We start from the raw sequence: 25,173 nt of genomic DNA, 5'->3' as shown, positions 1-25,173 counted from the left end.
TAAAATAAACTCTATTTTAGCAAAATTTAGTAAAATAGCAAAAATTTTCAAGGAATAGTATGAAAAAATCTATAATTTTAATACCATTTTTATCTATTTTCCTCTTTGCAAATAGTCCAAAATATACAATAGCAGTCTGTGCAACAGCAAATCTAGAAAATGCTCTTTTTTGTAAAAAAAGAATTTTTGATAATATGGATGGTGAGGTATTTATTGTAAAACAAAATAATAGATATTTTACAAATATAAATATCTATACAGATAAAGAGAAAGCTCAAATCGACCTTAAAAACTCATCAAAATATGTAAAAGAGCAAAAACCATATGTAAAAGCTTTGGATGAAAATATTGCTATTAGAGTAAGAAAAGATAAACTTTTTATTGACATGGATAATAAAACTACTATAAAGCAAGAGTTTGAAGTAAAAAAACAAAATATAGATCAAATAAAAGAGCAAAACCATGAAAATAGCTCTGTTAATATTCCAATTGTATCAATGATACCAGAAAACCTAGAGATTTTGGGAAGCTTACCTTACAATATAGAAGAGCAAAAAATAGATAAAACTATTGATAATAAAGAGACAAATATAAAGAATGAACTAAAAAGTGATATAGATTTTGGAAATCAAGTTTCAAATGATAATTTAAGCAAAAAAGATGAAGAAGAACTTTTACAAACTAGTTTAAATGAATTTGATTTACAACAGATAAAAGAGCCAAAGAGTAATCAAAGTTTTACAAACTCTTATGAAAAAAAAGTTTCAAAACCACTTATACAAAAAGCTAATATAAAAAATCTTATGAGTTATGATGAATTAATAGTAAAAGTGGATTCAAAAACAAATATTATGGATCTTTTTGCAAAAAGTGGTCAAAATGAACAAAAGATAAAAAGCTATATTGTTTCAACAGGAAAAAATAGTATAAAAAAACCTTTAGGAGAAGGGAGAATCACACAGATTTCTCTAAATCCAGTTTGGTATCCAACTGCTGATACTAAAAGAAGCTTTGCAAAAAAGGGAATTATTTTACCAGATGTAGTTCCTCCAAACCATAAATACAACTATATGGGACTAGCAAAATTAAATCTAACTCATAGCGTTGATGGGAATACAACCTATAGAATTCATGGAACTCTAAACGAAAAAACTTTAGGAAGCAATGAAAGTGCAGGATGTATTAGAATGAAAAATAATGATGTTGTAGAACTAGCAATTTTACTAGAAGAGTTTGCCAAGCTCAGAAGTCTAAACAAAGTAAAGGTTATTTTGATATAATCATCACTTTAATTTAAAGGAAATGAATGAAAAATAACTTTACAAACAATCAATCAATGAATGAAGATGAGATTGATTTAAGAGAACTATTTATAACTATCTGGAATAAAAAAATATTTATTATAATATTTACTTTTATAGTTACTTCTATAGCTTTTTTATATATTTTGTTAAAAAATCCAAATCCTATTTATGAGGGGAAAATATATTTTGAAATGGGTGAAATGAAAGGTGAAACATTTGGAAGTAAACTTATTGAAAATACAAATGATTTAGCAATGCTAATAAATATTACCTTTGATGAAAATATTATTGATAATAAAAATAGCAACTTAGAAAACCCTAGTGCAAAATTAAGTAAAGGTACAACAAAAATTTTAGAAATAAAATATGAAGATGAAGATAGAGAACTTATCAAAAATGAATTAAACAAAATAAAGGAATTTATTCTAGCAAGACATGAAGGTATTTCAAAGCTTTATAATATTGCTATTAACACAAAACAAATTGGTGAAATGAAAATCTCAAAGGAAGCTATAAATAAACCAAAAAAAGCCTTAATAGTAACTGTTGCATTTGTAACAGGGTTTATATTATCAATATTTTTAGTATTTTTTATGCAATTTATAAATAGCTTCAAAGAGGAAAAAAACTAAGTTTTTCTTCTCTTTTTTAACCTCTTTCTTTTATATCTTTGATAGTGTTTTTTTAGATAGTTTTTATAAGCTTCTGGATATGCTCGATTTTTTGGAATATTATTTATAACAAAAGCTATCAAAAAAAGTATCACCGCTCCACTTAACACAGGAACTAATACAAACAAATATCCCAAATCATGAATTTGTGGAGTTCCAATAACTGCTATTAAAGCTGTAGCACCACCTGGAGGATGCAAGGTAAAAGTTAACTGCATAATTAATATAGAACTAGATACAGCAATTGCTGTTGCCAAAAGAAGATTTCCACCAAAAAGTTTATAACAAGAAACTCCTATAATTGCACTAATTACATGTCCACCTATTAGATTTTTTGGTTGTGCAAGTGGCGAATTAATTGCTCCATAGATTAGTACAGCACTAGCTCCAAAAGAGCTTAAAACTAATAGTAAATCACTATCATCTAAAAAGTTTTTATGAAAATATGCAATTGATATAAGACCCAAAAAAGAGCCAATCCAAGACCAAAAAAGATTTGATATATCAAAGTTTTCTCTATTGTTTTTTGCAAAAAGTTTATAAAATAGGTTCATTTCCTAATCCTCTAATATTTAAAAAATCATAGTAATAAATTTTTGACCATTTTTTTATGATTTATATCAAGTATGTTATAATCAAGGCTATTTTATAAAAAGGTGCATGTTATGGGTATTTTAGAAGATTTAATAAAAAGAGCAGAAAATAGTTGTGAACTTTGTAAGTGTCAAAATGATTTAGATATTTTCGAAGTATCTCCAAGTGATGGCTCAATAGAGCAATCTGCACTTTTATGTCCAAAATGTCAATCACAATTTGAACAAAATTGCGAATTAGATCAAAATCATTGGTATTGTCTTAGTGAAGCTATGTGGAGTGAAACTCCTGCTATTAAAGTTCTATCATATAGAATGCTAAAGAAGCTGGATAATCAAGAGCTTTTAGATATGATTTATTTAGATGATGAAACTTTATCTTGGGCAAATAAAGGCCTAGAAGAATTTAACAATAGTGTTGTACAAAAAGATTGTAATGGTGTAATCTTAAATGCTGGAGATACAGTTACTATTATAAAAGATCTTGAAGTAAAAGGTGCTGGATTTACTGCAAAAAGAGGAACTGCTGTAAGAAATATCTCACTAGGAAGTGAAGATGGGCAAATAGAAGGTCGTGTAAATGGTGTTAAAATAGTTATTTTAACTCAATTTGTAAAAAAATCTTAAAGGTAACCAAATTGTAACCAAGCAAAACTAAACTTCCAAATATCAAATTATTAGGAAGTAAAATGAGTTTAAAAAGAACATCTATAGCTTTAATAGCAAGTACACTATTGGTTACAACTTTAAGTGCAAGAGAGCAAATAAAAATTGTTGGTTCATCAACAGTTTATCCTTTTTCATCTTCTGTTGCTGAAGAGTTTGGAGCTACAACATCATTTCCAACACCAGTTGTTGAATCAACAGGAACAGGTGGTGGAATGAAACTATTTTGTGCTGGAGTTAATACAAATACACCAGATATTGCAAATGCTTCAAGACAGATGAAAGCAAGTGAATTTAAAATGTGTCAAGAAAATGGTGTTACAGATATAACTGAAGCCTTAATTGGTTTTGATGGAATTGCTATTGCACAAAGTTCAAAAGTACAAGGATTTAATGTAACAAAAGAACAATTAGCACTAGCTGTTGCAAAAGAGGTTCCAGACGCTCTTGGAAAAACACTTATTGCAAACCCTTACAAAAAATGGTCAGATATTAGTAATAACCTACCAAATAGAGAAATCATTGTTTATGGACCACCAAAATCATCAGGAACTAGAGACTCTTTTGAGGAGTTAGTTCTTCAAGCTGTATTTGAGAAAAAAGCAGCTTATACTGATTTATTTAAAAAAGATGAAGTTGCAAATAAGAAATATAAAACATATTCTGAAATTAGAACAGATGGTGTTTATGTTGAAAGTGGAGAAAATGACAACTTAATAGTACAAAAACTTACAAAAAATGAAGCTGCTATTGGTATATTTGGATACTCATTCTTAGCAGAAAACAAAGATAAAGTTGTAGCTATTAGCATCGATAATATTTTACCAACAGTTGAGACTATTGCAAATGCTTCATATCCAGTAGCAAGGTCTATGTACTTTTATATAAAAAATCAACACTCAAAAGATGTTCCAGCTTTAAGAGAGTTTACAAAACTTTTTGTATCTGAAAAGATGATTGGAGAAGATGGAATTTTGACTGAAATTGGACTTATTCCATTAACAAATAGTGTAAAAACAAAAGCTAGAGCAAAAGTTTTAAATAGTGAGAAATTAAAAGTAGAAAATTTAAAACACTAACAATAAAATAAAAAGAGTTTAAAGCTCTTTTTATTCCCTCTTTTAAAATATTTTAGGATAACTATGATTAATTGGAATGAAATAATAGATAAATTAGATTATGCTTTTCAACCAATAATCTATGCACAAACTGGAAAAATATATGCTGTTGAAGCACTCTTAAGAAATGTTCATAATATACCAAATATTACAACGATTGATGATCTTTTTGATTTAGCATTTAGTAATGATTATTTATATGAATTTGATCTACTTTTAAGAGAAAAAGCTATCTCAAAATTTGCAAATTTAAATATTACAAATTTAAAACTATTTTATAATCTTGATAACAGAATAATATATAATAAAAATTATAGTTCTGGTAATACTGAAAAGATTCTTACAAAACACAATTTAACTAAAGACAAAATAATCTTTGAACTAAGTGAAAAAGGTACTTCAATAGAACAAAATGCTCTTTCTACTATGCTTCAAAGATACAAGCAAAGTGGTTACTCTATTGCAATAGATGATTTCGGAATAGGAGTTTCAGGTCTTAAACTTCTATATTTTAGTGAAGCAAATATTATCAAAATTGATAGATTCTTTATATCAAATATAGACCAAGACTCAAAGAAAAAACTTTTTTGCTCTTCTATTATTGATATGGCACATATTATGGGAATGCAAGTAATTGCTGAGGGTATAGAAACCCAAAAAGAGTTTTATACTTGTAAAGATATTGGTGCTGATTTTATACAAGGGTTTTTAGTTCAAAAGCCAACAAAAAATATTTATGAAATAGAGCCAATTTACACTAACATCTCAAACCTTATTTTGGATGATAAAAGAGAAAATCAAAATAAATTTATAGATGAACAATTTGTAGATAAGATTAGACCAATGCCTGTGAATAGCTCTTTATATGATATAATCTTACATTTTAAAAAGAGTACAGAGCATAATTTTGTACCAATAGTTGATGAATTTGGATATTTCTTAGGAATTATTTATGAAAGTGAAATCAAAAAAATATCTTACTCTCAATATGGATTATCTCTAGCACAAAATCAAAATTTCTCAACAACTCTTTTAAAATATTTAAAACCTGCTTTAAGTGTTGAAATATCTTGGGGAATTGATAAAATCTTAGAGATATATAATCTAAATTTTCAGAACTCTCTTGGAATTTTTATAACTAACTCTGATAAATATTTGGGATTAATAAATCTAAACTCTCTTTTAACAATGTCTTATAAAAGAAATATTGAAATAGCAACAAATCAAAATCCACTAACAAAACTACCTGGAAATAATCAAATTGAGAAGTTTATTGGTAACTCTTTTAGAAATATTCAAATAAATATAACTCACATAATCTACTTTGATTTTAATGATTTTAAACCTTTTAATGACATTTATGGTTTTAGACAAGGAGATAGAGCAATTCTTATATTCTCTGAGTTATTACAAAAAAGATATCCAAAAAATAGTTTTATAGCTCATATTGGTGGAGATGATTTTTTTGTAGGATTAACAGATTTTACTTTTGAAGATATTTTTGCATTAACTTTAGATATTCAAAATGAGTTTAAATATAGTGTAAAAAACTTATACTCAAAAGAGGACAAAGAGATAGGATATATTGTTTCAAAAGATAGATTTGGAATAACTAGAAGTTTCAACTTTTTATCTGTATCAAGTGCTATTATAGAGATAAATCCTCAATCAAATATCTTAAATTTTGATGATACTTTAAACTTTATGAAAAGAGAATCAAAAAAATCAATAGAGCCAGTTTATAAAGTTTTATAATCTGTAACCACAATGTAATCAAAGTCTATTAAACTTCATCAAAATTTAACACAAAGGTAAAGTTTGTTAAGTAGTCTTCAATCAGAAAAAAAACGAAGAGAACTAAATGAAAAGCTTATAAAATCTGCTCTTATCCTTGCAGCTGTAATATCTATATTAACAACTTTTGGAATTTTATTTTCAATACTATTTGAAGCTATAGAGTTTTTTAAGTTAAGAAGCTTTTGGTACTTTTTAACAGGTACAACATGGTCTCCAGGGGTTGCAAATAGTCAATTTGGTGCATTACCAATATTTGCGGGAACATTTGTAATCACAATTATAGCACTTCTTGTTGCTATTCCTATTGGTCTTGGAAGTGCTATTTATATGAGTGAATATGCAAGTCCTAAATTAAGAGATTATTTAAAACCTATTTTGGAAGTCCTTGCTGGTATTCCAACGGTTGTTTATGGTTTCTTTGCAGCTATTACTGTTGCTCCACTTGTTGTAAAAGTTGCTTCTTTTTTTGGACTTGAAGCTACTTTTAATAGTGCCTTGGCATCTGGAATTGTTATGGGAATTATGATTATTCCTTTAATATCATCTTTAAGTGACGATGTTATAAGAGCTGTTCCAGATAGTCAAAGAAAAGCAGCATTTGGTTTAGGAATGACTCATGGTGAGACTATAAAGAATATAGTAATTCCAAGTGCGATGCCTGGAATTATATCTGCGTCACTTCTTGCACTTTCAAGAGCTTTAGGAGAGACTATGATTGTTGTTATGGCAGCAGGTTTACGACCAAATTTATCGTGGAATCCTCTTGAAGATATGACAACAGTTACAGTTACAATAGTAAACTCATTAGTTGGAGATTTCGAATTTAATTCACCTGAAACACTTTCAGCCTTTGCTTTAGGTCTTGTACTATTTGTTGTTACCTTGATTTTAAATATGATTTCATTATCACTAATTAGAAAATTCAAAGAAAAATATAAAGTGAATACATTATGATAAAAAGAAAAAAAAGAAATAAAGCTCATAATCCATTTTATGACCCAACACTAAAAAAAAGACATGCAAGTGCAAAAAGATTTAAGAAGTTCACTCTAACTTCTTTAATATTTTCAATAGCATTTTTAGCATTCTTCTTATTTGATATGATTGGCAAAGGTCTTCCTGCATTTAATATAACTTATGTAAAAGTGGATGTAACCTTTAGTGAAAAAACTTTGGAAGATACAAGATTTGCAGTTCCAACATCTTATAGAAATTTAGTATCAAGAGCTGCTCTTAGAGATTTGCCAAAGTTATTAGAAAAAAACCCAACATATATGAATTCAACTCAAAATCTTTGGATTTTAGCAAGTAGTCAAGTTGATCAATATGTAAAAAATCATAATCATAATTTAAAAGATAAAGATATAGAAACAGTTAATGAGTTATATGCTGAAGGTTTAATAAAAAAGAAGTTTAATGCAATATTCTTTACAAATGGTGACTCAAAAATTCCAGAGTATGCTGGTATTTTTTCAGCTGTTATTGGTTCTATTTTAACTCTAACTATAACTATGCTTGTTGCATTTCCAATTGGAGTAATGACTGCAATTTATCTAGAAGAGTTTGCAGGTGACAACAAATTTACAAGACTTATTGAAATAAATATAAATAATCTTGCAGCTATTCCATCTATTCTATTTGGACTTTTAGGACTTGCTATATTTATAAATCTCTTTGGAATGCCTAGAAGTTCGCCTTTGGTGGGAGGACTAACTCTTGCTCTTATGACATTACCTATTATTATTGTAAGTTCAAGAGCAGCTCTAAGAGCAGTTCCTGATAGTATAAGACAAGCTGGATATGGCTTAGGATTAAATAAGATTCAAGTTACAAGAGACCATGTCTTACCTCTTGCATTTCCAGGAATAATGACTGGTTCAATTATAGGTTTAGCACAAGCTATGGGAGAGACTGCACCTTTAATAATTATTGGAATGATTGCTTTTATCCCAGATGCTCCAACTATGGTTACACAAGCAGCAACAGTAATTCCAGCTCAACTATTTACTTGGGCTTCTATGCCTGAAGGTATGTATATTGAAAAAACAGCAGCTGGAATTTTAGTTCTATTATCAATACTAATTTCACTAAATGCAGTAGCGATTTATTTAAGAAAAAAATTTGAAGTAAAATGGTAAAAGGAAAATATAAAATGAATAAAGAGATAAAATCAAAAATAGATGTTAAAAATCTAAATCTTTTTTATGGTTTAAATCAAGCTTTATTTGATATAAATTTAAATTTATATCAAAATAAAATTACTGCTTTAATTGGACCATCTGGTTGTGGGAAATCAACATTTTTAAGATGTATAAATAGAATGAATGATTTAATTCCTATTGTAAAAATAGATGGAAAAATTATAATTGATAAAAAGAATATCTATGATAGAGATGTAGATGAAGTAAGTGTTAGAAAAAGAGTTGGTATGGTATTTCAACAACCAAACCCTTTTCCAAAATCTATTTATGACAATGTTGCTTATGCGCCTTTAAAACATGGAATTGTAAAAAAGGGGAAAGAGTGTGATGAGTTAGTTGAAACTTCACTAATAAAATCAGGACTTTGGAATGAAGTAAAAGATAAATTACACCAACCAGGAACATCACTTTCAGGTGGTCAACAACAAAGACTTTGTATTGCAAGAACAATTGCAATAAAACCAGAAATTATTTTGATGGATGAACCAACATCAGCACTTGACCCAATTTCTACAGAGAAAATCGAAGCACTTATGCTTGAGTTAAAACAAGATTATACAATCATAACGGTAACTCATAATATGCAACAAGCCGCAAGGGTCGCTGACTATACAGCATTTTTCCATTTAGGAAAATTAATAGAGTATGATATAACAGAGACTATCTTTGTTAATCCAAGCAATAAAAAAACAGAAGATTATATTACAGGGAGATTTGGATAATGTTAAAACCATACGAAGATAAATTAAAACTTATTAAAAGTGAAGTTGAGAAATTAGGTTTAGATATTGTTGGAGCCTTAGAGGTTTCTTTGCAAGCTTTGAATGAAAGAAAGATAGAAAATCTAAAAAATATTGAAGTTAGTGAAAAAAAGTTTTTAGTGAAATCAAATGAGATTGATAATCTTATTATTACAACTTTAGCTTTATACACTCCAGAAGCTAAAGATTTAAGAAGTATGGTTGCCTTTTTAAAAATTACAAATGAGATAGTAAGAACAGCTGCAAATACAAAAGATTTTGCAAAAATGTTTAAAAAATCTTATAGTGATGATTTAGATACAAATACTATTTTAGAGTACACAATACCTCTTCTAAAATCAGCTTTATTATCTACAAAAACGGCAATTTCAATAATTAATGAACAAGACTCTTCTAAAGTTGAAGAGAAGTATCAAAAAGTTATTGTGGAAGAGAGTAAAACAGATGATTTATATTTAATGATAGAAAAAAATATCTTAAAACTAATCACAAAAAAACTAGATCTTTCAAAGGAGTATTTTGACCTTTTAAGTAGTTTAAGAAGATTAGAAAAAATTGCAGATAGATCAGTTTCTATAGCTAGTTTATTGCAGTTTGCCAAACTAGGAGGAGATATAGTTCAATCATAAAACTCTTTATGATATACTTTTTATATGAAAAAAGCTATTAATAAAATCTCAAACTACTTTAGTTCAAACTTTGAAGTTTTGGTTGCTACAGTTATATTTTTAACTGTAGTTATAGCTGGAAACGACTTCTATAGAGCAATTATTCTAATGCTTGAATTTGTTGTAATTATGGAAGTTGTAAAAATGATTTCTGATTTTATAAGAAAAGAGACATTAAGACTTAGATATGTTCTCGATATTTTTATAATCTTCTTAATAAGAGAAGTTATAATTCTCTCTGCTAATAAGAATAAAGATTATTTTGACATTGTCTTTTTATTGTTTGTTATTTTTATATTTTTTATTTTTAGAATATTGGCTATTAAATTTTCACCATCTTCAAATGATGTAAATAAGAAATCAGAGGAAATAAAATATGATGAAACAAAATGAAATACTGCTTTCAGGTAAAAATAAATTAATTTTAATAATAGAAGATGAAGAAGATATTCTTGAACTTCTTGAATTTACTTTGCAAAAAGAGGGTTATGAAACTATTGGGTTTTTAAATACAAATGAAAATGTAAAAAAAGTTTTAGATGAAGAGAAAATAGATTTAATTTTAATGGATAGGAATCTTCCAAATATAGAAGGTACCACTTTTATAAAAGAGATAAGAGCTTGTGGTTACCAAAATCCAGTTATTTATGTTACAGCAAAAGATAAATCAGAAGATATTTTAGATGGATTTGAAGCATATGCAGATGACTATATTACAAAACCATTTAATATTCAAGAACTTCTAGCAAGAGTTAAATCTGTTATAAAAAGATCTTCAAAAGATGTGGAAGTTTTAAAAGTAAGAGATATTGTTTATAATTTTTCAAATAAAATATTTTCAATTGAAAATGAAGATATTGAATTAACTTCCTTGGAAACAACTCTTCTTTTAGAATTTATAAAAAATAAGAATATCCTTCTTACTAGAGAGTATTTACTAGAAAAAGTTTGGGAAGACTCTTTGGATAAACAGGAAAAAACAGTAAATGTAGCTATCAAAAGATTAAAAGATAAGATAGACCCAAATTCAAAGAAAAATTATATCAAATCTGTTCGTGGAGAGGGTTACATCTTTTGTTAAAAATTCATCAACTTTTTTTACGAACTTACCTTACAATATTTATTGCAATTTTAATAACCCTTACTATTACAATTTATTTTTGGGCAAAAAATATCTACTTAAATCAAGTTGAAAAAAACTTAATCCAAAGTATTGATATTTTATCTATAATTCTAAAAGATACAAAAGAGATAAATAGTATCAAAAATATTGTTCAAGATTTAAGTAAAAAACTAAATTTAAGAGTTTCAATCATAGATGGAAATGGTGAAGTAGTAGCTGAAAGTCATAAAAAGATTGATGATATTAAAAATCACTCAAATAGAGTTGAGATTATTGAAGCAAAAAATATTGGTCTTGGTAAAGACACAAGATTATCTGAAACACTTAATAAAGATTTATTATATATTGCAAAAAAAGTCTCTTTTAATGGAGAAGTTTACTATATAAGAATGGCTGATTATACAGATAAGATTACTGATAATTTCAAAAAACTAACTTTTGAGATTTTTATTTATATCTCTTTCTTTCTAATAATAGCTTTTATCTCAACATATTTTATTAGTATCAAAATAAAAAGAGAAACAGACTCAATTTTGCACTTTTTAAAAGAGATAACAAATAAGAAAAAACCAATATTTCTACAATCAAACTATACTTTTGAGTTTTATAAAATAGCAAAACTTCTAAATAAAGTTGCAAGAAAACTAGCAAAAAAAGATGAGATAAAAGCAAAGCATACTGCAAAATTAACTTTAGCAAATAGACAAAAAGATGATATCATCTCTGCTATTTCTCATGAATTCAAAAACCCTATAGCCATAATTTCAGGATATAGCCAAACTTTAATAGAAGATGAAAATTTATCACAAACTTTAAAGACAAAATTTTTAAATAAAATTTTTACAAACTCAAATAAAATGTCACAAATAATTGATAAACTAAGACTTACCTTAAAACTTCAAGATAGTAACCATAATATAATTCTAAATAGAGTTTCTATTAAAAAAATAGTAGAAACCTCTATTAGTGATTTAAAAATAAAATATAAGAGTAGAGAGATAAAAGTTTTAGGAGAAGATAAAGAGATAAATGCTGATGAAATTTTATTAGGAATTGCTATTTCAAATCTAATTGAAAATGCTTTAAAGTATTCACAAGAAGATGTAACTATTGAGATAAATGAAAGTTTCTTAACTATTAGTGACAAAGGGATTGGAATTTCTCAAGATAATTTAGAAAATATATTTAAGAAATATTATAGAGCCACTAGCAATAACTGGAATAACTCTTTAGGATTAGGGCTATTCATAGTTAAATCTATTTTAAATATTCATAATTTTAAATTAGAAATTAGTTCAAAAATAGGAGTTGGTTCAACTTTTAAAATATATTATTAATTTATACTTAATTTAAGCCATTTGAAAGCGTAACTTAAATAGTATTCCAACTCAAATAAGAAAGGGAGTTAATAGATGAAATTTACTCAAATGGCAAAAGCCAACGAAATCGAGAGATCTTGGGTTGTAGTAGATGCGGAAGGTAAGGTATTCGGAAGAATAATTACAGAAGTTGCTACAATATTAAGAGGGAAGAATAAGCCTTGTTTTACACCAAATGTGGATTGTGGGGATTATGCAGTAATAATCAATGCAAGTAAAGCTAAATTTACAGGTGCGAAATTAGAAGAGAAGAATTACTATACACACTCAGGGTACTTTGGAAGTACAAAAACTCATAAGATGTCAGAGATGATAGAGAAGAATCCAGAGAAACTGTATAAATTAGCGACTAGAGGGATGCTTCCAAAAACTACTCTTGGTAAAGCTATGTTAAAAAAATTAAAAGTATATGCAGGAAGTGAACATCCTCATACTGCTCAAATTAAAGGATAATAGTAATGGCAAAAGTATATGCAACAGGAAGAAGAAAGACGGCAATCGCTAAAGTATGGTTAGAGAGCGGGAATGGGCAATTAACAGTAAATGGGCAAACACTAGACCAATGGTTAGGTGGGCATGATTCGATTAAGAAGAGAGTAATGCAACCATTACATGTATCAAAACAAGAAGCTAGTGTAAATGTAATAGTAAAAACACTAGGTGGAGGATATTCAGCACAGGCTGATGCGGCTAGACATGGGATAAGTAGAGCTTTAGTTGCTTATGATGAGCAATTTAGAACAATATTAAAACCACATGGACTTCTAACAAGAGATGCTAGATCTGTTGAGAGAAAGAAATATGGTAAGAAGAAAGCAAGAAAATCTTCACAATTTTCAAAACGTTAATTATTGTGGAGGAATACAAAAGAATATACTTTTGTATATCATTATATGTTTTACAAAGGAAGCGAAATCTCGCTTCCTTTTTTTATTTAGAAAATAGTAGTAAAAGAATAAATTTCTATTACTCTTGATTTTTACTCTCTTTCCACTCTTTTAGATTTAGTACATCTTTATATAATATCTTGACTATTTTTACTTTTATCTATATTTTAATTAGAATTTTCATTTTATGTTACTTTTATTCCACTTTGTGAACTAAACGATTGTATATTAGTATTTATATTCATAAGAAACTCTCTTATTTATTAATAATTTTTCTTAATACTAGTTTAATTATAATTTTTTAAACTTTATTTAACTTTAACATTAATAAAATAATATCTTATTTATACAAGGCTAAAAAATGGAAATAGGTAAAACAACAAATATATATCAGACTCAAAATGTAAAAGGAGATAAAGAGGCTTATTATAAAGAAACTCAGAAAGTTGATTATAGTAAATATTCAGCAGATGATTTAATGCAAATTCCTTTTGAAGAGGCAAAAGTAAATCAAGAATCTATAGATAAAAGATATCAAGAATTAGCTGATGATGGAAATATAAAAGCTAGACATGCTGTTGGACTTTTAGCTTTAAAAGGAGCTTTAAATTTTAGTGAGAATAATAGTATTGACAAAGCATATTATGAAACTTTACAAAGTACTCCAAAAGAAAATCTTGGGCTTGTAACAATTGAATTTCAAATGAATTTTCAAGGATTTGTTAAAAATGGAGAGATAACACCTTCTTTTATGAAAGATGAAAGATCTGGAAATGGAACTTATTTACTAAATAAAAATCAAGCTAAGAATATAGATTTTGATGCTTTTATAAATAGTGCAATTTCAAGTTTTGAAAAAAATTTAACAAAAGCAAAATCTTCAAATGCAGAAAATAGTGTACAAAATCAGTACCAAGGAATAGTTGATTTTTATAAAACATTTCAAGATAATTTTAATAAAGCTACAAAAGAGCCATATTATATTTAGATTTTAAAAAAGAGTATTTTAAAATACTCTTTTTTTCTGTTCTTTAGTGACAACCACATCCAGTACCACAGCTTTCACCACTATTTTTTTTGGCTTCATGCTCTGCTTTTATCTTTTGTCCCTCAGTTGAACAAGCACTCACACCTGCTGGCATAATTGGCTGAATTGCTTCATTTGTAACTTCACCCTGAGAATCAAGCATCGCTATTAATTTATCCGCAGCCATCATATATCTTTTTGCTGTAATTGATTCTGGTTCAAAATAAACTATTGGTTTACCACTATCTCCACCTTTTCTAATATTTGGCTCTATTGGAAGATGTGCTAAAACTTGAGTATTGTACTCTTTTGCCAAATCATCACAAGTTCCTGTTCCAAAAATATCGCTTTCAGTATTACAAGATGGACAGATAAACCCACTCATATTTTCAACAATCCCAGCAATTGGAATATGTAGTTTTTGGAACATATCTAAGCTTCTTCTACTATCATCTAGTGCAACATGCTGAGGAGTTGTTACATTTATTCCAGCACTTACAGGTACACTTTGAGCTAATGTTAATTGAGCATCTCCAGTTCCTGGTGGCATATCAATAAACAAAATATCAAGCTCTTCCCACAAAATATCTCTTAGAAGTTGTTGAATAGCTTTCATAATCATAGCACCTCTCCAAATAACAGCTTCTCCCTCTTTCATTAAAACACCCATAGACATAATATCTACTCCATAAGCGTTTAAAGGTTTTGCTTTATTTCCTACAACTTCAACCTCTTGCCCATTTACTCCCATCATTCTAGGGATATTTGGACCATAAATATCAGCATCTAAAACACCAACTTTTTTTCCTTGCATAGCACTTGCAATTGCAAGGTTTACAGTTGTTGTTGATTTTCCAACTCCACCTTTTCCTGAGCTAACCATTACAATATTTTTGATTTGAGGAACAATATTTTGTCCACTTACACTATTACTTTTTTGAGCTTCTACTTTTGGTTTATTAAAAATCATATTAATGTTTAAATTTGGAAGAGCTTTTGGTATCTCTTTTTTTAACTCATCCTCAACCTCTTTTGCAGTTGAAGTAATATCTAATAGTATCGTACAGGCATCCGCTTCAAGTTTAATATCCTTTACAAATCCAAAATCAATAATTGACTTTGAAAATCCAGGGTATTTCACACTTTGTAAAGCTTTTTTAATATCTTCTATATTCATAAAAAATCCTTCTATTTATTTTAAACTACTTTATTATAGCAAATTATAAAAAATTACTATAAGTAACTTGTTGTAAAACTCTCTTTGAGAAAACTCTAAAGGGCTTCGAGAACGAAGCCTTGTTTAAATCTAAAAGGTATTATAATTTAAATAGGATAATTATTGTCTTAAATTATCCTACCATATTGTCAATTGTCTCTCCATGAGTTTGTACAATTTTTTGAGTTATCTTATATGAACAAAACTTTGGTCCACACATTGAGCAGAATTCTGCTTCTTTAAATACATCTTGAGGTAGAGTCTCATCGTGATACTCTCTTGCACGATCTGGGTCTAATGCTAATTCAAACTGTCTATTCCAGTTAAAACTATATCTAGCATCACTCATCTCATCATCAATATCTCTTGCACCTTTTCTATTTCTAGCAATATCCGCACTATGGGCTGCTATTTTATATGCAATTATTCCATTTCTTACATCTTCAGCATTTGGAAGTCCTAAATGCTCTTTTGGTGTAACATAACAAAGCATTGATGCTCCATGCCAACCACCAACAGCAGCTCCAATTGCACTACTTATATGGTCATATCCAGCACCAATATCAGTTGTAAGTGGTCCTAAAATATAAAAAGGAGCTTCGTGACAATACTCTCTTTCTATTTTCATATTTCTCTCTATTTGATTTAAAGGTACATGTCCTGGACCTTCAATCATAACTTGAACATCTTTTTCCCAAGCTCTTAAAGTCAAATCACCAAGAACTTTTAACTCTCTTAATTGTGCTTCATCAGATGCATCTGCTAAACATCCAGGTCTTAAGCTATCACCTAAAGATAAAGATACATCATATTTTCTACAAATATCTAAAATCTTATCAAATGCCGTATAAAAAGGATTCTCTTTATGATAGTGCATCATCCAAGCAGCCATTAAACTTCCACCACGGCTAACTATTCCCATTTTTCTTTTTGCAATATGTGGCATAAACTCTAATAAAAATCCAGCATGAATTGTAAAGTATGAAACACCTTGTTGTGCCTGTCTCTCTATAACTTCAAGCATTTTTTCAATAGTTAAATCCTCTATTTTATCTTTTACATCATGTAATATTTGGTAAATAGGAACTGTCCCAATTGGAACAGTTGAGTGATTTATTACAGCTCGTCTAATCATATCAAGATCTCCACCTGTACTTAAATCCATAATTGTATCAGCTCCATGTTTTAAACAAACATTTACTTTTTCTATCTCGCCTTCAACATCACTAGCTATCGCAGAACTCCCAATATTTGCATTTATTTTACAGCTTGAAGCTAATCCAATAGCCATTGGTATTTGATTTGTATGATTTATATTTGATGGAATAATTAATCTTCCTCTAGCAATTTCACTTCTTACAAACTCTGGCTCAAGTTTTTCAACTTTTGCAACATATTCCATATGAGGAGTTATAACTCCTTGTTTTGCATAATACATTTGAGTTCTTACTTTATCGTTTTTATGCTCTTCTAACCAATTTTGTATATTCTGCATTTTTTGCTCCCAAATTAATATTCTTTTCTTTATTGCTAAGACAAATTTGAGCAAAAAAAAAGTACTCTCATAAGAAAGTACTTTTTATTAAATTTTATCTATTCTAGTTTTATCAAATTTAATTTTTAAAATTTACTTCCTACGCTGGTCTTAACCATCAGGTTCAAAGGGTCAGGTTTTACCTTCTCAACGCCAAAGCGTCCCCCCGCAATAAAAAAAATATTCTATCATAAAGAGTATTTAAAAGTGTATTAATTCTCTTTTCTCGTTTAACTCTAACTAATATCTATAGTATAAGTTACAATTTTATATAATCTTAGCTATTTCATATTAGGATTTTTAATTTATAATGATAAAAGATTTTGCAAAATATTTAAAAGAGATACCAACATTGCCAGAGATTATACTTGAACTCGATAACTTTCGCAAATCAAAAAATAGAAATTTTAAACAACTCGTAATGATTATAAAAAAAGATAAAAATCTTCATTTAGATATATTAAAAATTATAGATTTTAAAATATTTAATTTCTCAAATAAACCAAAAAATATACAAAACCTTATATCAATCACTAGTTTAGAGTTTGTTTGTGCGTTAGCAACATCTTTGTCTTTTTCAAGAACCATAAAAACAAATCTCTTTTCATATGCAGTTACTCCTCTTGATTTTTTGTATTCAAATACTCTTTCTATGCTAATTGTTGAGATGTGGCTAAAAAATAGTGACAGAAAGTTAAAAGATGAACTTTTAATCCCAGTATTCTTGCAAAATATATCAAAACCACTAATTTCTCAAGCAATAAGTGAGAATAAACTAACTGAACAGTTTTTAAATGATATAAGTAACTCAAATATTAGTGAAGCTGAAGAGAGACATATTGGTTTTAATGCCCAAAGAGTAAGCTCAAACATTCTTAAAAATTGGGGATTAAGCCACAATATCATTTTCCCTATTCTATTTTCAAAAGATTTAAAAAACTGTCCAAATGAGTTTAAAACAAAAGCCTTTATTTTGGATATTGTAGGTTTAGTTTCAGATTTTAGAGAGCCTTTAACAGATAAAAATATCAAAAAAGCTATTAGTCAAATTGAACTATTAAGTTTAGATAGTAATGGTTTCTTTACTACAATTTGTAACATAATTGATAATATAAAGAGTAACTCTTAAAAGCATTATAAGTAACATTTAGCTATAATATGTAACTTTTTTACTCAAAGGTATATAATTGGAAGATGTTACTTTAGTTATTTTATGTGCTGGAAATTCCACTAGATTTGAAAATAGTGTGAAGAAACAGTGGATTCGGCTTGAAAATGAACCATTATGGTTAAATGTTACAAATAGAGTAAGCTCATTTTATAATTTTTCAAAAACTATTATAGTCTCTTCTAAAGATGACCTAAAATATATGCAAAACTTTAGCGATGACTATATTTTTGTTGAAGGCGGAGATACTAGACAAAACTCTATTAAAAATGCTCTAAAATTTGTAGATACTCCTTTTGTTATGATTAGTGATGTAGCAAGAGCTTGTATCTCAAAAGATGTAGTTAATAATCTAATAGATAACAGATTAAAAGCATCTTGTATTGTTCCTATTTTAGATGTAAGTGATACAGTAATTTATGAAAATACAACTATAAATAGAGATAGTGTAAAATTAATACAAACACCTCAATTATCAAATACAGATAGTTTAAAAAAAGCTTTAAATACAGATATAGAGTTTACAGATGAAAGCAGTGCTATTAAGAATTTGGGTCTTGATGTTTTTTATATAAAAGGTGATAGTGCTAGTAAAAAATTAACTTTTGTTGAAGATATCTCTCAAATTCCATGCTTAAAAGCACCAGTTCAAACTCAATTTATTGGAATTGGCTACGATATTCATAGCTTTGAAGAGAATAAAGAGATGTTTTTGGGTGGAGTAAAATTACCTTATAATTATGGTTTTAAAGCACACAGCGATGGAGATGTTTTAATTCACTCTTTAATAGATTCTCTTTTAGGAGCAATTGGAGCTGGTGATATAGGTGAGTTTTTTCCTGATACTGATGATAAATTCAAAGGAATTGATTCAAAAATACTTTTGAAAAAAATTATAAGCTTTGTATCTAATGTTGGTTATGAAATTATAAATATTGATATTACAATAATTGCTCAAAAACCAAAAATAAATCCACACAAAGATTATATAAAAACTAGTTTATCTAAACTTTTAAATCTTCCTAAACAGTTTATAAACATAAAAGCATCAACAGCAGAAAAACTAGGTGCAGTAGGGAGAGAAGAGGGAGTAGTTGTGCAAACTATTGCAAATTTAAAATATTATGATTGGACTAAAAGATGAATATATTGATAATAGAAAATGAAGTTTATTTGGCGCAAAAAGTTGTTTCAAGACTTCTTGATGATGGGCATAATTGTGATTATGTAGAGAGTGTAAATCTTGAAAGTCTAACAAAAGAGTATGATATTATTCTTTTATCAACATCTATTGCTACATCTATTGTAAAAGGTGTTATAAAAAAATATGCTCACAACTCTATAATACTTCTTTTAGTATCTTATATCTCAGATGAAACTGTAACAAACCCTATACAAGATGGAGCAAAAGATTATATTATGAAGCCTTTTCTAATGGATGAATTGGTGCGAAAAATATATCACTATAAAGAGTGTAGAGCTATGAGAAGAGAACTTAAAGTTTTAAAAGATTATTTTGACTTTACTATGAGTGATATTGATATTAGTGATATTATAGTTCCATTCTCGTTCCCTTTATTGATAGAGACAAACTTCCAAAGTTATGCTGATAAACTTGTTTTTGAGATTGCAAAAAGGACTGATTTACCAATAAAATTTATATCATTATCAGCTTCTAACTGGCAAAAACAGCTATCAAGCTCTACTGGAAAAACTATTATTTATATTACAGATTATCATATTTTAAAAAGAAATATGAAAGATCAACTTTTAAAGCAGATTGTAGATAAAAATTGTGTACTTTGCTCTTTAGAGAGTGATGATGAATTTGTACATAAGAAAATAGTTTTTAATAATGAAAATAAATCTTTAGATCATAGTCAAATTATGTCTATAAATGATTACATAAAAACTATGGTAATAAACCATCAAGCTAGATATCCAGATACAGAACTTTCAAAAAAATTAGGAATTTCAAGAAAATCTCTTTGGGAGAAGAGAAAAAAACTTGAAATTGATAGAAAGAAGTAAATATGAGTTTTAGAAGATTTTTTTTAACAGTTGGTTTTAGTGGTTTAAGTCCAAAGGCTCCTGGAACTGTAGGAAGTTTTGTATCTTTAATTTTAGGGCTATTTTTGCTTGAATTTTTACACACTTCATCTTTACTTTTACTCTCTATTTTGGTAACTATAGTAGCCATTAAACAAATAGATATTTATGAAAAAGAAGCTGGTATTCATGATAGCAGCGAAATTGTAATAGATGAATTAGCTGGTATGTGGATAGCTTTAGCTATTTGTGGAATAAATAGTGAAAATGTTTTAATATTGGCTCCTCTTGCTTTTATATTTTTTAGAGTTTTTGATATTTGGAAACCTTCAATTATTGGAAAAATTGATAGAGATCTAAAAGGTGGTCTAGGAGTAATGGCTGATGATGTTGTTGCTGGAATATTTGCTGGAATTTGTACAGCAGGAACTTGGCAATTAATTGAGAAATTTATTATTTAAATATATGTTTTTATAATGTAGAACAAAAGGGCTTTTCTATAGCCCATTTGCTTCGATAAGTCTTGATTGATGATCAGCAATAAGAGGATCAATTACTTCATCAAACAAACCATCTTGAAGTATATAATCGAGCCTATAAAGAGTAAGATTTATTCTATGGTCACTTAATCTATTTTGTGGAAAATTATAAGTTCTAATTCTTCCACTTCTATCTCCAGTTCCAACCTGCTCTTTTCTGTTAGCACCTTCTGCTTCCATCTTTTTTTCAATCTCAATTTCATAAAGTTTAGCTTTTAGAACTTTCATAGCTCTCTCTTTATTTTTATGTTGAGATTTTTGGTCTTGATTGGTAACCACAATTCCAGATGGAATATGAGTAATTCGAACAGCGGAATCAGTAGTATTTACAGATTGTCCACCATTTCCACTAGCTCTCATTACATCAATTTTTAAATCGCTCTCATTTATTTCAATTTCAACATCATCAACTTCAGGCATAACTGCAACTGTAATAGCAGATGTATGAACTCTTCCTTGAGACTCTGTAGCTGGAACTCTTTGAACTCTATGAGTTCCACCTTCGTATTTTAGCTTTGAGTAAACATGGTCACCTTTTACTAAGATTACTATCTCTTTATAACCACCAGCCTCACTATCACTTGAACTCATTATTTCAACTTTCCAGTTATTGTTTTCTGCATATCGCAAATAACCACGAAATAAATCTCCAACAAAAAGTGCAGCTTCATCCCCACCTGTTCCAGCTCTTAGCTCTAAATAAATGTTTCTATCATCGTTTGGATCTTTTGGAATCATAAGAAATTTTATTTCATCTTCTAAGATAGGTTTTTTCTGCTCTAGTTCTTTTAACTCTTCTTTTGCTAAATCCCCCAACTCAGCATCATCTAACATAAGCTTGTTCTCTTCAATATCTTCAAGAACTTTTATATACTCTTTTGCTTTTTCTACAATTGGCTCTATACTTGATTGTTCTTTTGATAATGTTGTCATTCTTTTTATATCACTAGTTACATCAGGAGACATCAAAAGATTTGTAATCTCCTCTGATCTAGTAATAAAAGGTTGGAGTTTGTCTTTTAGCATAAATTATATAGCATTAACTTTTAATTGAAGTCTGCTTACTTTTCTAGAAGCTGTACCTTTTGCTAAAATACCTTTTGAAACACAGTGATGTAAGTATTTATTTGCAACTTTCATAGCAACTACTGCTTTTTCTTTATCAGCACTTTCTACTGCTGTTATAACATCTTTAGTGATGTTTTTAATTCTTGTTTTGTAAAATCTATTTCTTATAGTTTTTACTAATGTTTGTCTAGCTCTCTTCTCAGAAGATTTATGATTTGCCATTTTATTTAACCTCTTTATAAATTTTTAAAGGATAGAATACTATCCAAAATAACTTAAATAGAGTTTAATTTTAGGAAGATTTAATGAAACTATTTGGAACAGACGGAGTTAGAGGAAAAGCTGGAGAGTTTTTGGATGTTATAACTGTGATAAAACTAGCTCAAGCAGCTGGGATTTATTTTAGGAAACACTCAACTACAAATAAAATTCTTGTAGGAAAAGACACTAGAAGAAGTGGTTATATGATTGAAAATGCACTAGTAAGTGGTCTTACTTCTGTTGGTTATAATGTAATTCAAATTGGACCTATGCCAACACCTGCAATTGCATATTTAACTGAAAGTATGAGATGTGATGCTGGAATTATGATTAGTGCTTCACACAATCCTTTTGAAGATAATGGAATAAAATTTTTCGATAATCATGGTAATAAACTAAGTGTTGAAAGTGAAAAAGAGATTGAGAAGATTTTTAGAAATGATGAACTGCTAACTAACGAGCAAGCAACAGGGCTAAATATTGGTTCATCTAAAAGAATAGATGATGTTATTGGAAGATATATAGTTGTAATTAAAAGTTCTTTTCCAAAAGATTTAACTCTAAAAGGTCTTAGAATTGTTCTTGATTGTGCAAATGGTGCAGCATACAAAGTTGCTCCAACAATTCTTGAAGAGCTTGGAGCTGATGTAATTACAATAAATAATAAACCAAATGGTTTTAACATAAATGATAATTGTGGAGCTATGCATCCTGAAAATGTAGCAAAACAAGTTCTTGAATATAGAGCTGATATTGGACTAGCTCTTGATGGTGATGCAGATAGACTGGTTGTAATAGATGAAAAAGGTGATATTGTTGATGGAGATAAGCTTTTAGGAGCTTTAAGTGTTTACTTAAAAGATGAGAATTTACTAAAACACTCTTCTTGTGTTGCAACTGTTATGTCAAATAAAGCCTTAGAGGATTATTTAGAAAAACATCAAATAAAACTTTTAAGAAGTGATGTTGGAGACAAATATGTTCTTGACATAATGAAGCAAAATGGTCTAAATTTTGGAGGAGAACAAAGTGGACATATTATCTTCTCTGATGTTGCTAAAACAGGAGATGGTTTGGCTTCAGCTCTTCAAGTTTTGGCTTTAATAATAAAATCAAATAAAAAAGCTAGTGAAGTTTTAAATCCATTTACTCTATATCCTCAAATATTACACAATATGAAAGTAAATGAGAAAATCCCTCTAAAAGATATAAAAGGTTTAGATGAAATTTTAAAACCAATCAGAGAAAAAGGAATTAGAGATTTGATTAGATACTCAGGAACAGAGAATAAAATCAGACTTTTACTTGAGGGGAAAAATAAAAAAGATGTAGAAAACTCTATGCAAATATTAATAGATTTTTTCAAAAAAGCACTATAAATTTATGAGACAGTTTAAAATAGCCTTTTTTATATTTATATCTATTTTTATTATAGATCAAATAGTTAAATATGGTTTTGCAAATCTAGGATGGGATGCAAATGGCAGTGTAATGAGCTTAAAACTTGCATACAACTATGGTGTTGCTTTCTCTATGCTCTCTTTTTTAGCTGAATATCTAAAATATATTCAACTTTTTATAGTTATTATTGGAACAATTTATCTTCTCAAAAATAGAGATATTTTTTATAAATACCATATTCCAATTGCTCTTTTATATGCTGGTGGTTTATCAAATATTTTGGATAGATTTACATATGGAGCTGTTGTTGATTATTTTTATTGGCACTATATGTTTGAGTTTGCTATTTTTAATTTTGCAGATGTAATGATAGATTTGGCAGTTGTTATTATTATAATTATGCAGATAAAAGAGAGCAGAAAACAAAAAAACATATAGCTCAACTTTTAAAATAATTAAAACTGAGATTTTAATCTCAGTTTTTCTTAGTTAAAAACTAAAACTTATTTAAGCTTTTATTTTGTCTATTGCAGCTTGAAGTCTTACAAATCCTTCATCTATCTCACTTTTAAAAATAGTTAAAACTGGTAAAAATCTAAGGGTATTATTTCCAGATTTTAGAACCATAACTCCCTCTTCAAATGCTATTTTGATTAAGCTTGCTAAAGTGTCTGCATCTTTTACTCTTAAACCTCTCATCAGTCCTAAACCAACATGAGCTAGAAAAATATCTCTATTTTTCTCATAAAGCTCATCTAATTTTTTTGTAAAGTAAATAATAGTTTCGTCTAATTTTCCACTATCTTTGTAGTTCTCCAAAATATCTAAAACTTCTAAACCAGCACTTGTAACTAGATAGTTTCCACCAAAAGTACTTCCATGGTCACCAGCACCCCAAATATCTTTGTGTATTGTTAAAACGGCACCTATTGGAACTCCTCCACCAAGACCTTTCGCCAAAGTTATAATATCTGGCTCTATATCATATAAATTTGAAGCCAAGAACTCTCCAGTTCTGTAAACTCCTGTTTGAACCTCATCTATTATTAATAATATTTTATTTGCTTTTAAAAACTTTGCTAGTTCTTCTATTTTATCTTTAGGAAATGGATAAACTCCACCTTCTCCTTGTACTAACTCAATCATAACAGCAACTGTTTCATCATCTATTGAGTTATAAATATCATCTATTGCATTAAATGAAAAACCCTCTGGATATGGAGCAAATTTGCTTTGATGAAAAGAGCTCTGTCCTGTTGCTTTTACTGTTGTTATTGTTCTTCCATGAAATGAGTTCTCTAAAGTTATAATCTTATATCTTTTCTTTTCAAAATTTTGCTCACCATAAGTTCTAGCTATTTTTATAGCTGCTTCATTTGCTTCAGCTCCACTATTTGCAAAAAATGTTCTCACATCATAAGAAGATAGCTCTTTTATTTTCTTTGCCAAAAGAGCTTGAGGCTCTATTGCATACAAATTTGAAGTGTGTGTCAGGTTTGAAACTTGTTCAAAAATTCTTTGAGCGACTCTTTGATTTCCATGCCCTACACTTACAACTCCAATTCCAGATGTAAAATCTATATAATCTTTGTTTGTATCATCATAAAGTGTGGCATTTTTACCCTTTTTAAAGTTTACATAGTTTCTTGCATATGTATGAAGCACATAATCTTTATCAATTTTCTCTATCTCTTTCATATCTTTTCCTATAAATTCTTTTTTAAATTATAACTACAAATAGT

The 25,173-nt window shown here is 28.4% G+C and carries 27 protein-coding genes and 1 riboswitch; of the genes, 21 read left to right on the top strand and 6 right to left on the bottom strand.

The window, feature by feature from the left end:
* The first annotated feature begins 59 nt into the window (after positions 1 to 59).
* The gene (locus ATR_RS00805; protein WP_115427606.1) at positions 60 to 1,280 is read left to right on the top strand and encodes a L,D-transpeptidase; all 1,221 of its coding nucleotides are present in this window, start codon (positions 60 to 62) and stop codon (positions 1,278 to 1,280) included.
* Positions 1,281 to 1,306: 26 nt separating this feature from the next.
* Positions 1,307 to 1,936 (top strand): Wzz/FepE/Etk N-terminal domain-containing protein, encoded by a 630-nt coding sequence (locus ATR_RS00800; protein WP_115427605.1) that lies wholly within the window; start codon positions 1,307 to 1,309, stop codon positions 1,934 to 1,936.
* Here the strand turns inward: ATR_RS00800 and ATR_RS00795 are convergent.
* Complete coding sequence (locus ATR_RS00795) at positions 1,933 to 2,529, bottom strand: HPP family protein (protein ID WP_115427604.1); 597 nt, start codon at positions 2,527 to 2,529, stop codon at positions 1,933 to 1,935. The genes ATR_RS00800 and ATR_RS00795 overlap by 4 nt on opposite strands.
* 111 nt (positions 2,530 to 2,640) lie before the next feature.
* Here ATR_RS00795 and ATR_RS00790 point away from each other — a divergent pair, with 111 nt between their 5' ends.
* From ATR_RS00790 to ATR_RS00730, 13 genes are all read left to right on the top strand, one after another.
* Entirely contained in the window at positions 2,641 to 3,195 is a 555-nt protein-coding gene (locus ATR_RS00790) for a PhnA domain-containing protein (RefSeq protein ID WP_115427603.1), read from the top strand.
* A gap of 62 nt (positions 3,196 to 3,257) precedes the next feature.
* Positions 3,258 to 4,313: a substrate-binding domain-containing protein gene (locus tag ATR_RS00785; RefSeq protein ID WP_115427602.1), complete on the top strand. Its 1,056-nt coding sequence runs from the start codon at positions 3,258 to 3,260 to the stop codon at positions 4,311 to 4,313.
* 63 nt (positions 4,314 to 4,376) lie between these two features.
* Positions 4,377 to 6,107 carry a GGDEF domain-containing protein gene (locus ATR_RS00780; protein WP_115427601.1) on the top strand — a complete coding sequence of 577 codons (1,731 nt, stop codon included), beginning with the start codon at positions 4,377 to 4,379 and terminating at the stop codon, positions 6,105 to 6,107.
* A gap of 63 nt (positions 6,108 to 6,170) precedes the next feature.
* Positions 6,171 to 7,103, top strand: a complete 933-nt coding sequence (gene pstC, locus ATR_RS00775) for a phosphate ABC transporter permease subunit PstC (protein ID WP_115427600.1) — start codon at positions 6,171 to 6,173, stop codon at positions 7,101 to 7,103.
* Positions 7,100 to 8,287, top strand: a complete 1,188-nt coding sequence (gene pstA, locus ATR_RS00770; protein WP_164966710.1) for a phosphate ABC transporter permease PstA — start codon at positions 7,100 to 7,102, stop codon at positions 8,285 to 8,287. Before pstC ends, pstA begins: the two co-directional genes overlap by 4 nt.
* Before the next feature lie 14 nt (positions 8,288 to 8,301).
* On the top strand, positions 8,302 to 9,072 hold the full coding sequence (gene pstB / locus ATR_RS00765; RefSeq protein WP_115427599.1) for a phosphate ABC transporter ATP-binding protein PstB: 771 nt from the start codon (positions 8,302 to 8,304) through the stop codon (positions 9,070 to 9,072).
* A complete protein-coding gene (locus tag ATR_RS00760) occupies positions 9,072 to 9,740 on the top strand; it encodes a phosphate signaling complex PhoU family protein (RefSeq protein WP_115427598.1) in 669 nt (222 codons plus the stop codon). Before pstB ends, ATR_RS00760 begins: the two co-directional genes overlap by 1 nt.
* Before the next feature lie 24 nt (positions 9,741 to 9,764).
* A complete protein-coding gene (locus ATR_RS00755) occupies positions 9,765 to 10,172 on the top strand; it encodes a phosphate-starvation-inducible PsiE family protein (protein ID WP_115427597.1) in 408 nt (135 codons plus the stop codon).
* Positions 10,159 to 10,860 (top strand): response regulator transcription factor, encoded by a 702-nt coding sequence (locus ATR_RS00750; protein WP_115429376.1) that lies wholly within the window; start codon positions 10,159 to 10,161, stop codon positions 10,858 to 10,860. The genes ATR_RS00755 and ATR_RS00750 overlap by 14 nt, the downstream gene beginning before the upstream one ends.
* Positions 10,854 to 12,239 (top strand): sensor histidine kinase, encoded by a 1,386-nt coding sequence (locus ATR_RS00745; protein WP_115427596.1) that lies wholly within the window; start codon positions 10,854 to 10,856, stop codon positions 12,237 to 12,239. The genes ATR_RS00750 and ATR_RS00745 overlap by 7 nt, the downstream gene beginning before the upstream one ends.
* A gap of 75 nt (positions 12,240 to 12,314) precedes the next feature.
* Positions 12,315 to 12,734, top strand: coding sequence for a 50S ribosomal protein L13 (rplM, locus tag ATR_RS00740; protein WP_115427595.1), 420 nt, complete (start codon positions 12,315 to 12,317; stop codon positions 12,732 to 12,734).
* A gap of 5 nt (positions 12,735 to 12,739) precedes the next feature.
* Entirely contained in the window at positions 12,740 to 13,129 is a 390-nt protein-coding gene (rpsI, locus tag ATR_RS00735; protein ID WP_115427541.1) for a 30S ribosomal protein S9, read from the top strand.
* Positions 13,130 to 13,529: 400 nt separating this feature from the next.
* Positions 13,530 to 14,156 (top strand): hypothetical protein, encoded by a 627-nt coding sequence (locus tag ATR_RS00730; protein WP_115427594.1) that lies wholly within the window; start codon positions 13,530 to 13,532, stop codon positions 14,154 to 14,156.
* Between the two features lie 43 nt (positions 14,157 to 14,199).
* On the opposite strand, the gene ATR_RS00725 is transcribed toward ATR_RS00730, so the two are convergent.
* Both ATR_RS00725 and thiC read right to left on the bottom strand, forming a co-directional pair.
* Entirely contained in the window at positions 14,200 to 15,372 is a 1,173-nt protein-coding gene (locus tag ATR_RS00725; RefSeq protein WP_115427593.1) for an Mrp/NBP35 family ATP-binding protein, read from the bottom strand.
* A gap of 172 nt (positions 15,373 to 15,544) precedes the next feature.
* Entirely contained in the window at positions 15,545 to 16,906 is a 1,362-nt protein-coding gene (thiC, locus tag ATR_RS00720) for a phosphomethylpyrimidine synthase ThiC (RefSeq protein WP_115427592.1), read from the bottom strand.
* Positions 16,907 to 17,025: 119 nt separating this feature from the next.
* A riboswitch (TPP riboswitch) is annotated at positions 17,026 to 17,123 on the bottom strand.
* Positions 17,124 to 17,255: 132 nt separating this feature from the next.
* Between thiC and ATR_RS00715 the strand changes: the two genes are divergently transcribed.
* From ATR_RS00715 to ATR_RS00700, 4 genes are read left to right on the top strand one after another with little or no spacing between them, the layout of a single operon-like run.
* Positions 17,256 to 18,074: an HDOD domain-containing protein gene (locus tag ATR_RS00715; RefSeq protein ID WP_115427591.1), complete on the top strand. Its 819-nt coding sequence runs from the start codon at positions 17,256 to 17,258 to the stop codon at positions 18,072 to 18,074.
* Positions 18,075 to 18,132: 58 nt separating this feature from the next.
* Positions 18,133 to 19,257: a bifunctional 2-C-methyl-D-erythritol 4-phosphate cytidylyltransferase/2-C-methyl-D-erythritol 2,4-cyclodiphosphate synthase gene (locus tag ATR_RS00710; protein WP_115427590.1), complete on the top strand. Its 1,125-nt coding sequence runs from the start codon at positions 18,133 to 18,135 to the stop codon at positions 19,255 to 19,257.
* Entirely contained in the window at positions 19,254 to 20,144 is an 891-nt protein-coding gene (locus ATR_RS00705) for a DNA-binding transcriptional response regulator (RefSeq protein ID WP_115427589.1), read from the top strand. Before ATR_RS00710 ends, ATR_RS00705 begins: the two co-directional genes overlap by 4 nt.
* A gap of 2 nt (positions 20,145 to 20,146) precedes the next feature.
* Positions 20,147 to 20,623, top strand: coding sequence for a phosphatidylglycerophosphatase A family protein (locus tag ATR_RS00700; protein WP_115427588.1), 477 nt, complete (start codon positions 20,147 to 20,149; stop codon positions 20,621 to 20,623).
* Positions 20,624 to 20,659: 36 nt separating this feature from the next.
* On the opposite strand, the gene prfA is transcribed toward ATR_RS00700, so the two are convergent.
* Positions 20,660 to 21,727: a peptide chain release factor 1 gene (gene prfA / locus ATR_RS00695; RefSeq protein WP_115427587.1), complete on the bottom strand. Its 1,068-nt coding sequence runs from the start codon at positions 21,725 to 21,727 to the stop codon at positions 20,660 to 20,662.
* Positions 21,728 to 21,730: 3 nt separating this feature from the next.
* The gene (gene rpsT, locus ATR_RS00690) at positions 21,731 to 21,991 is read right to left on the bottom strand and encodes a 30S ribosomal protein S20 (RefSeq protein ID WP_115427586.1); all 261 of its coding nucleotides are present in this window, start codon (positions 21,989 to 21,991) and stop codon (positions 21,731 to 21,733) included.
* Positions 21,992 to 22,074: 83 nt separating this feature from the next.
* On the opposite strand from rpsT, the gene glmM reads away from it, so the two are divergent.
* Positions 22,075 to 23,409 carry a phosphoglucosamine mutase gene (glmM, locus tag ATR_RS00685; protein WP_115427585.1) on the top strand — a complete coding sequence of 445 codons (1,335 nt, stop codon included), beginning with the start codon at positions 22,075 to 22,077 and terminating at the stop codon, positions 23,407 to 23,409.
* Positions 23,410 to 23,413: 4 nt separating this feature from the next.
* Entirely contained in the window at positions 23,414 to 23,869 is a 456-nt protein-coding gene (gene lspA / locus ATR_RS00680) for a signal peptidase II (protein ID WP_115427584.1), read from the top strand.
* 69 nt (positions 23,870 to 23,938) lie between these two features.
* On the opposite strand, the gene ATR_RS00675 is transcribed toward lspA, so the two are convergent.
* Positions 23,939 to 25,129, bottom strand: a complete 1,191-nt coding sequence (locus tag ATR_RS00675; RefSeq protein WP_115427583.1) for an aspartate aminotransferase family protein — start codon at positions 25,127 to 25,129, stop codon at positions 23,939 to 23,941.
* Positions 25,130 to 25,173 lie beyond the last annotated feature (44 nt).

The organism is Aliarcobacter trophiarum LMG 25534 (assembly GCF_003355515.1).
GTDB lineage: Bacteria > Campylobacterota > Campylobacteria > Campylobacterales > Arcobacteraceae > Aliarcobacter > Aliarcobacter trophiarum.
This window is presented reverse-complemented; position numbering and strand designations above follow the sequence as displayed.

Excerpts from the sequence above, each read along its gene's own strand:
- ATR_RS00805 (WP_115427606.1), top strand. The coding sequence starts at position 60 with ATGAAAAAATCTATAATTTTAATACCATTTTTATCTATTTTCCTCTTT.
- ATR_RS00800 (WP_115427605.1), top strand. The coding sequence starts at position 1,307 with ATGAAAAATAACTTTACAAACAATCAATCAATGAATGAAGATGAGATT.
- ATR_RS00795 (WP_115427604.1), bottom strand. The coding sequence starts at position 2,529 with ATGAACCTATTTTATAAACTTTTTGCAAAAAACAATAGAGAAAACTTT.
- ATR_RS00790 (WP_115427603.1), top strand. The coding sequence starts at position 2,641 with ATGGGTATTTTAGAAGATTTAATAAAAAGAGCAGAAAATAGTTGTGAA.
- ATR_RS00785 (WP_115427602.1), top strand. The coding sequence starts at position 3,258 with ATGAGTTTAAAAAGAACATCTATAGCTTTAATAGCAAGTACACTATTG.
- ATR_RS00780 (WP_115427601.1), top strand. The coding sequence starts at position 4,377 with ATGATTAATTGGAATGAAATAATAGATAAATTAGATTATGCTTTTCAA.
- pstA (WP_164966710.1), top strand. The coding sequence starts at position 7,100 with ATGATAAAAAGAAAAAAAAGAAATAAAGCTCATAATCCATTTTATGAC.
- pstB (WP_115427599.1), top strand. The coding sequence starts at position 8,302 with ATGAATAAAGAGATAAAATCAAAAATAGATGTTAAAAATCTAAATCTT.
- ATR_RS00760 (WP_115427598.1), top strand. The coding sequence starts at position 9,072 with ATGTTAAAACCATACGAAGATAAATTAAAACTTATTAAAAGTGAAGTT.
- ATR_RS00755 (WP_115427597.1), top strand. The coding sequence starts at position 9,765 with ATGAAAAAAGCTATTAATAAAATCTCAAACTACTTTAGTTCAAACTTT.
- ATR_RS00750 (WP_115429376.1), top strand. The coding sequence starts at position 10,159 with ATGAAACAAAATGAAATACTGCTTTCAGGTAAAAATAAATTAATTTTA.
- rplM (WP_115427595.1), top strand. The coding sequence starts at position 12,315 with ATGAAATTTACTCAAATGGCAAAAGCCAACGAAATCGAGAGATCTTGG.
- rpsI (WP_115427541.1), top strand. The coding sequence starts at position 12,740 with ATGGCAAAAGTATATGCAACAGGAAGAAGAAAGACGGCAATCGCTAAA.
- ATR_RS00730 (WP_115427594.1), top strand. The coding sequence starts at position 13,530 with ATGGAAATAGGTAAAACAACAAATATATATCAGACTCAAAATGTAAAA.
- ATR_RS00725 (WP_115427593.1), bottom strand. The coding sequence starts at position 15,372 with ATGAATATAGAAGATATTAAAAAAGCTTTACAAAGTGTGAAATACCCT.
- thiC (WP_115427592.1), bottom strand. The coding sequence starts at position 16,906 with ATGCAGAATATACAAAATTGGTTAGAAGAGCATAAAAACGATAAAGTA.
- ATR_RS00715 (WP_115427591.1), top strand. The coding sequence starts at position 17,256 with ATGATAAAAGATTTTGCAAAATATTTAAAAGAGATACCAACATTGCCA.
- ATR_RS00705 (WP_115427589.1), top strand. The coding sequence starts at position 19,254 with ATGAATATATTGATAATAGAAAATGAAGTTTATTTGGCGCAAAAAGTT.
- ATR_RS00700 (WP_115427588.1), top strand. The coding sequence starts at position 20,147 with ATGAGTTTTAGAAGATTTTTTTTAACAGTTGGTTTTAGTGGTTTAAGT.
- prfA (WP_115427587.1), bottom strand. The coding sequence starts at position 21,727 with ATGCTAAAAGACAAACTCCAACCTTTTATTACTAGATCAGAGGAGATT.
- rpsT (WP_115427586.1), bottom strand. The coding sequence starts at position 21,991 with ATGGCAAATCATAAATCTTCTGAGAAGAGAGCTAGACAAACATTAGTA.
- glmM (WP_115427585.1), top strand. The coding sequence starts at position 22,075 with ATGAAACTATTTGGAACAGACGGAGTTAGAGGAAAAGCTGGAGAGTTT.
- lspA (WP_115427584.1), top strand. The coding sequence starts at position 23,414 with ATGAGACAGTTTAAAATAGCCTTTTTTATATTTATATCTATTTTTATT.
- ATR_RS00675 (WP_115427583.1), bottom strand. The coding sequence starts at position 25,129 with ATGAAAGAGATAGAGAAAATTGATAAAGATTATGTGCTTCATACATAT.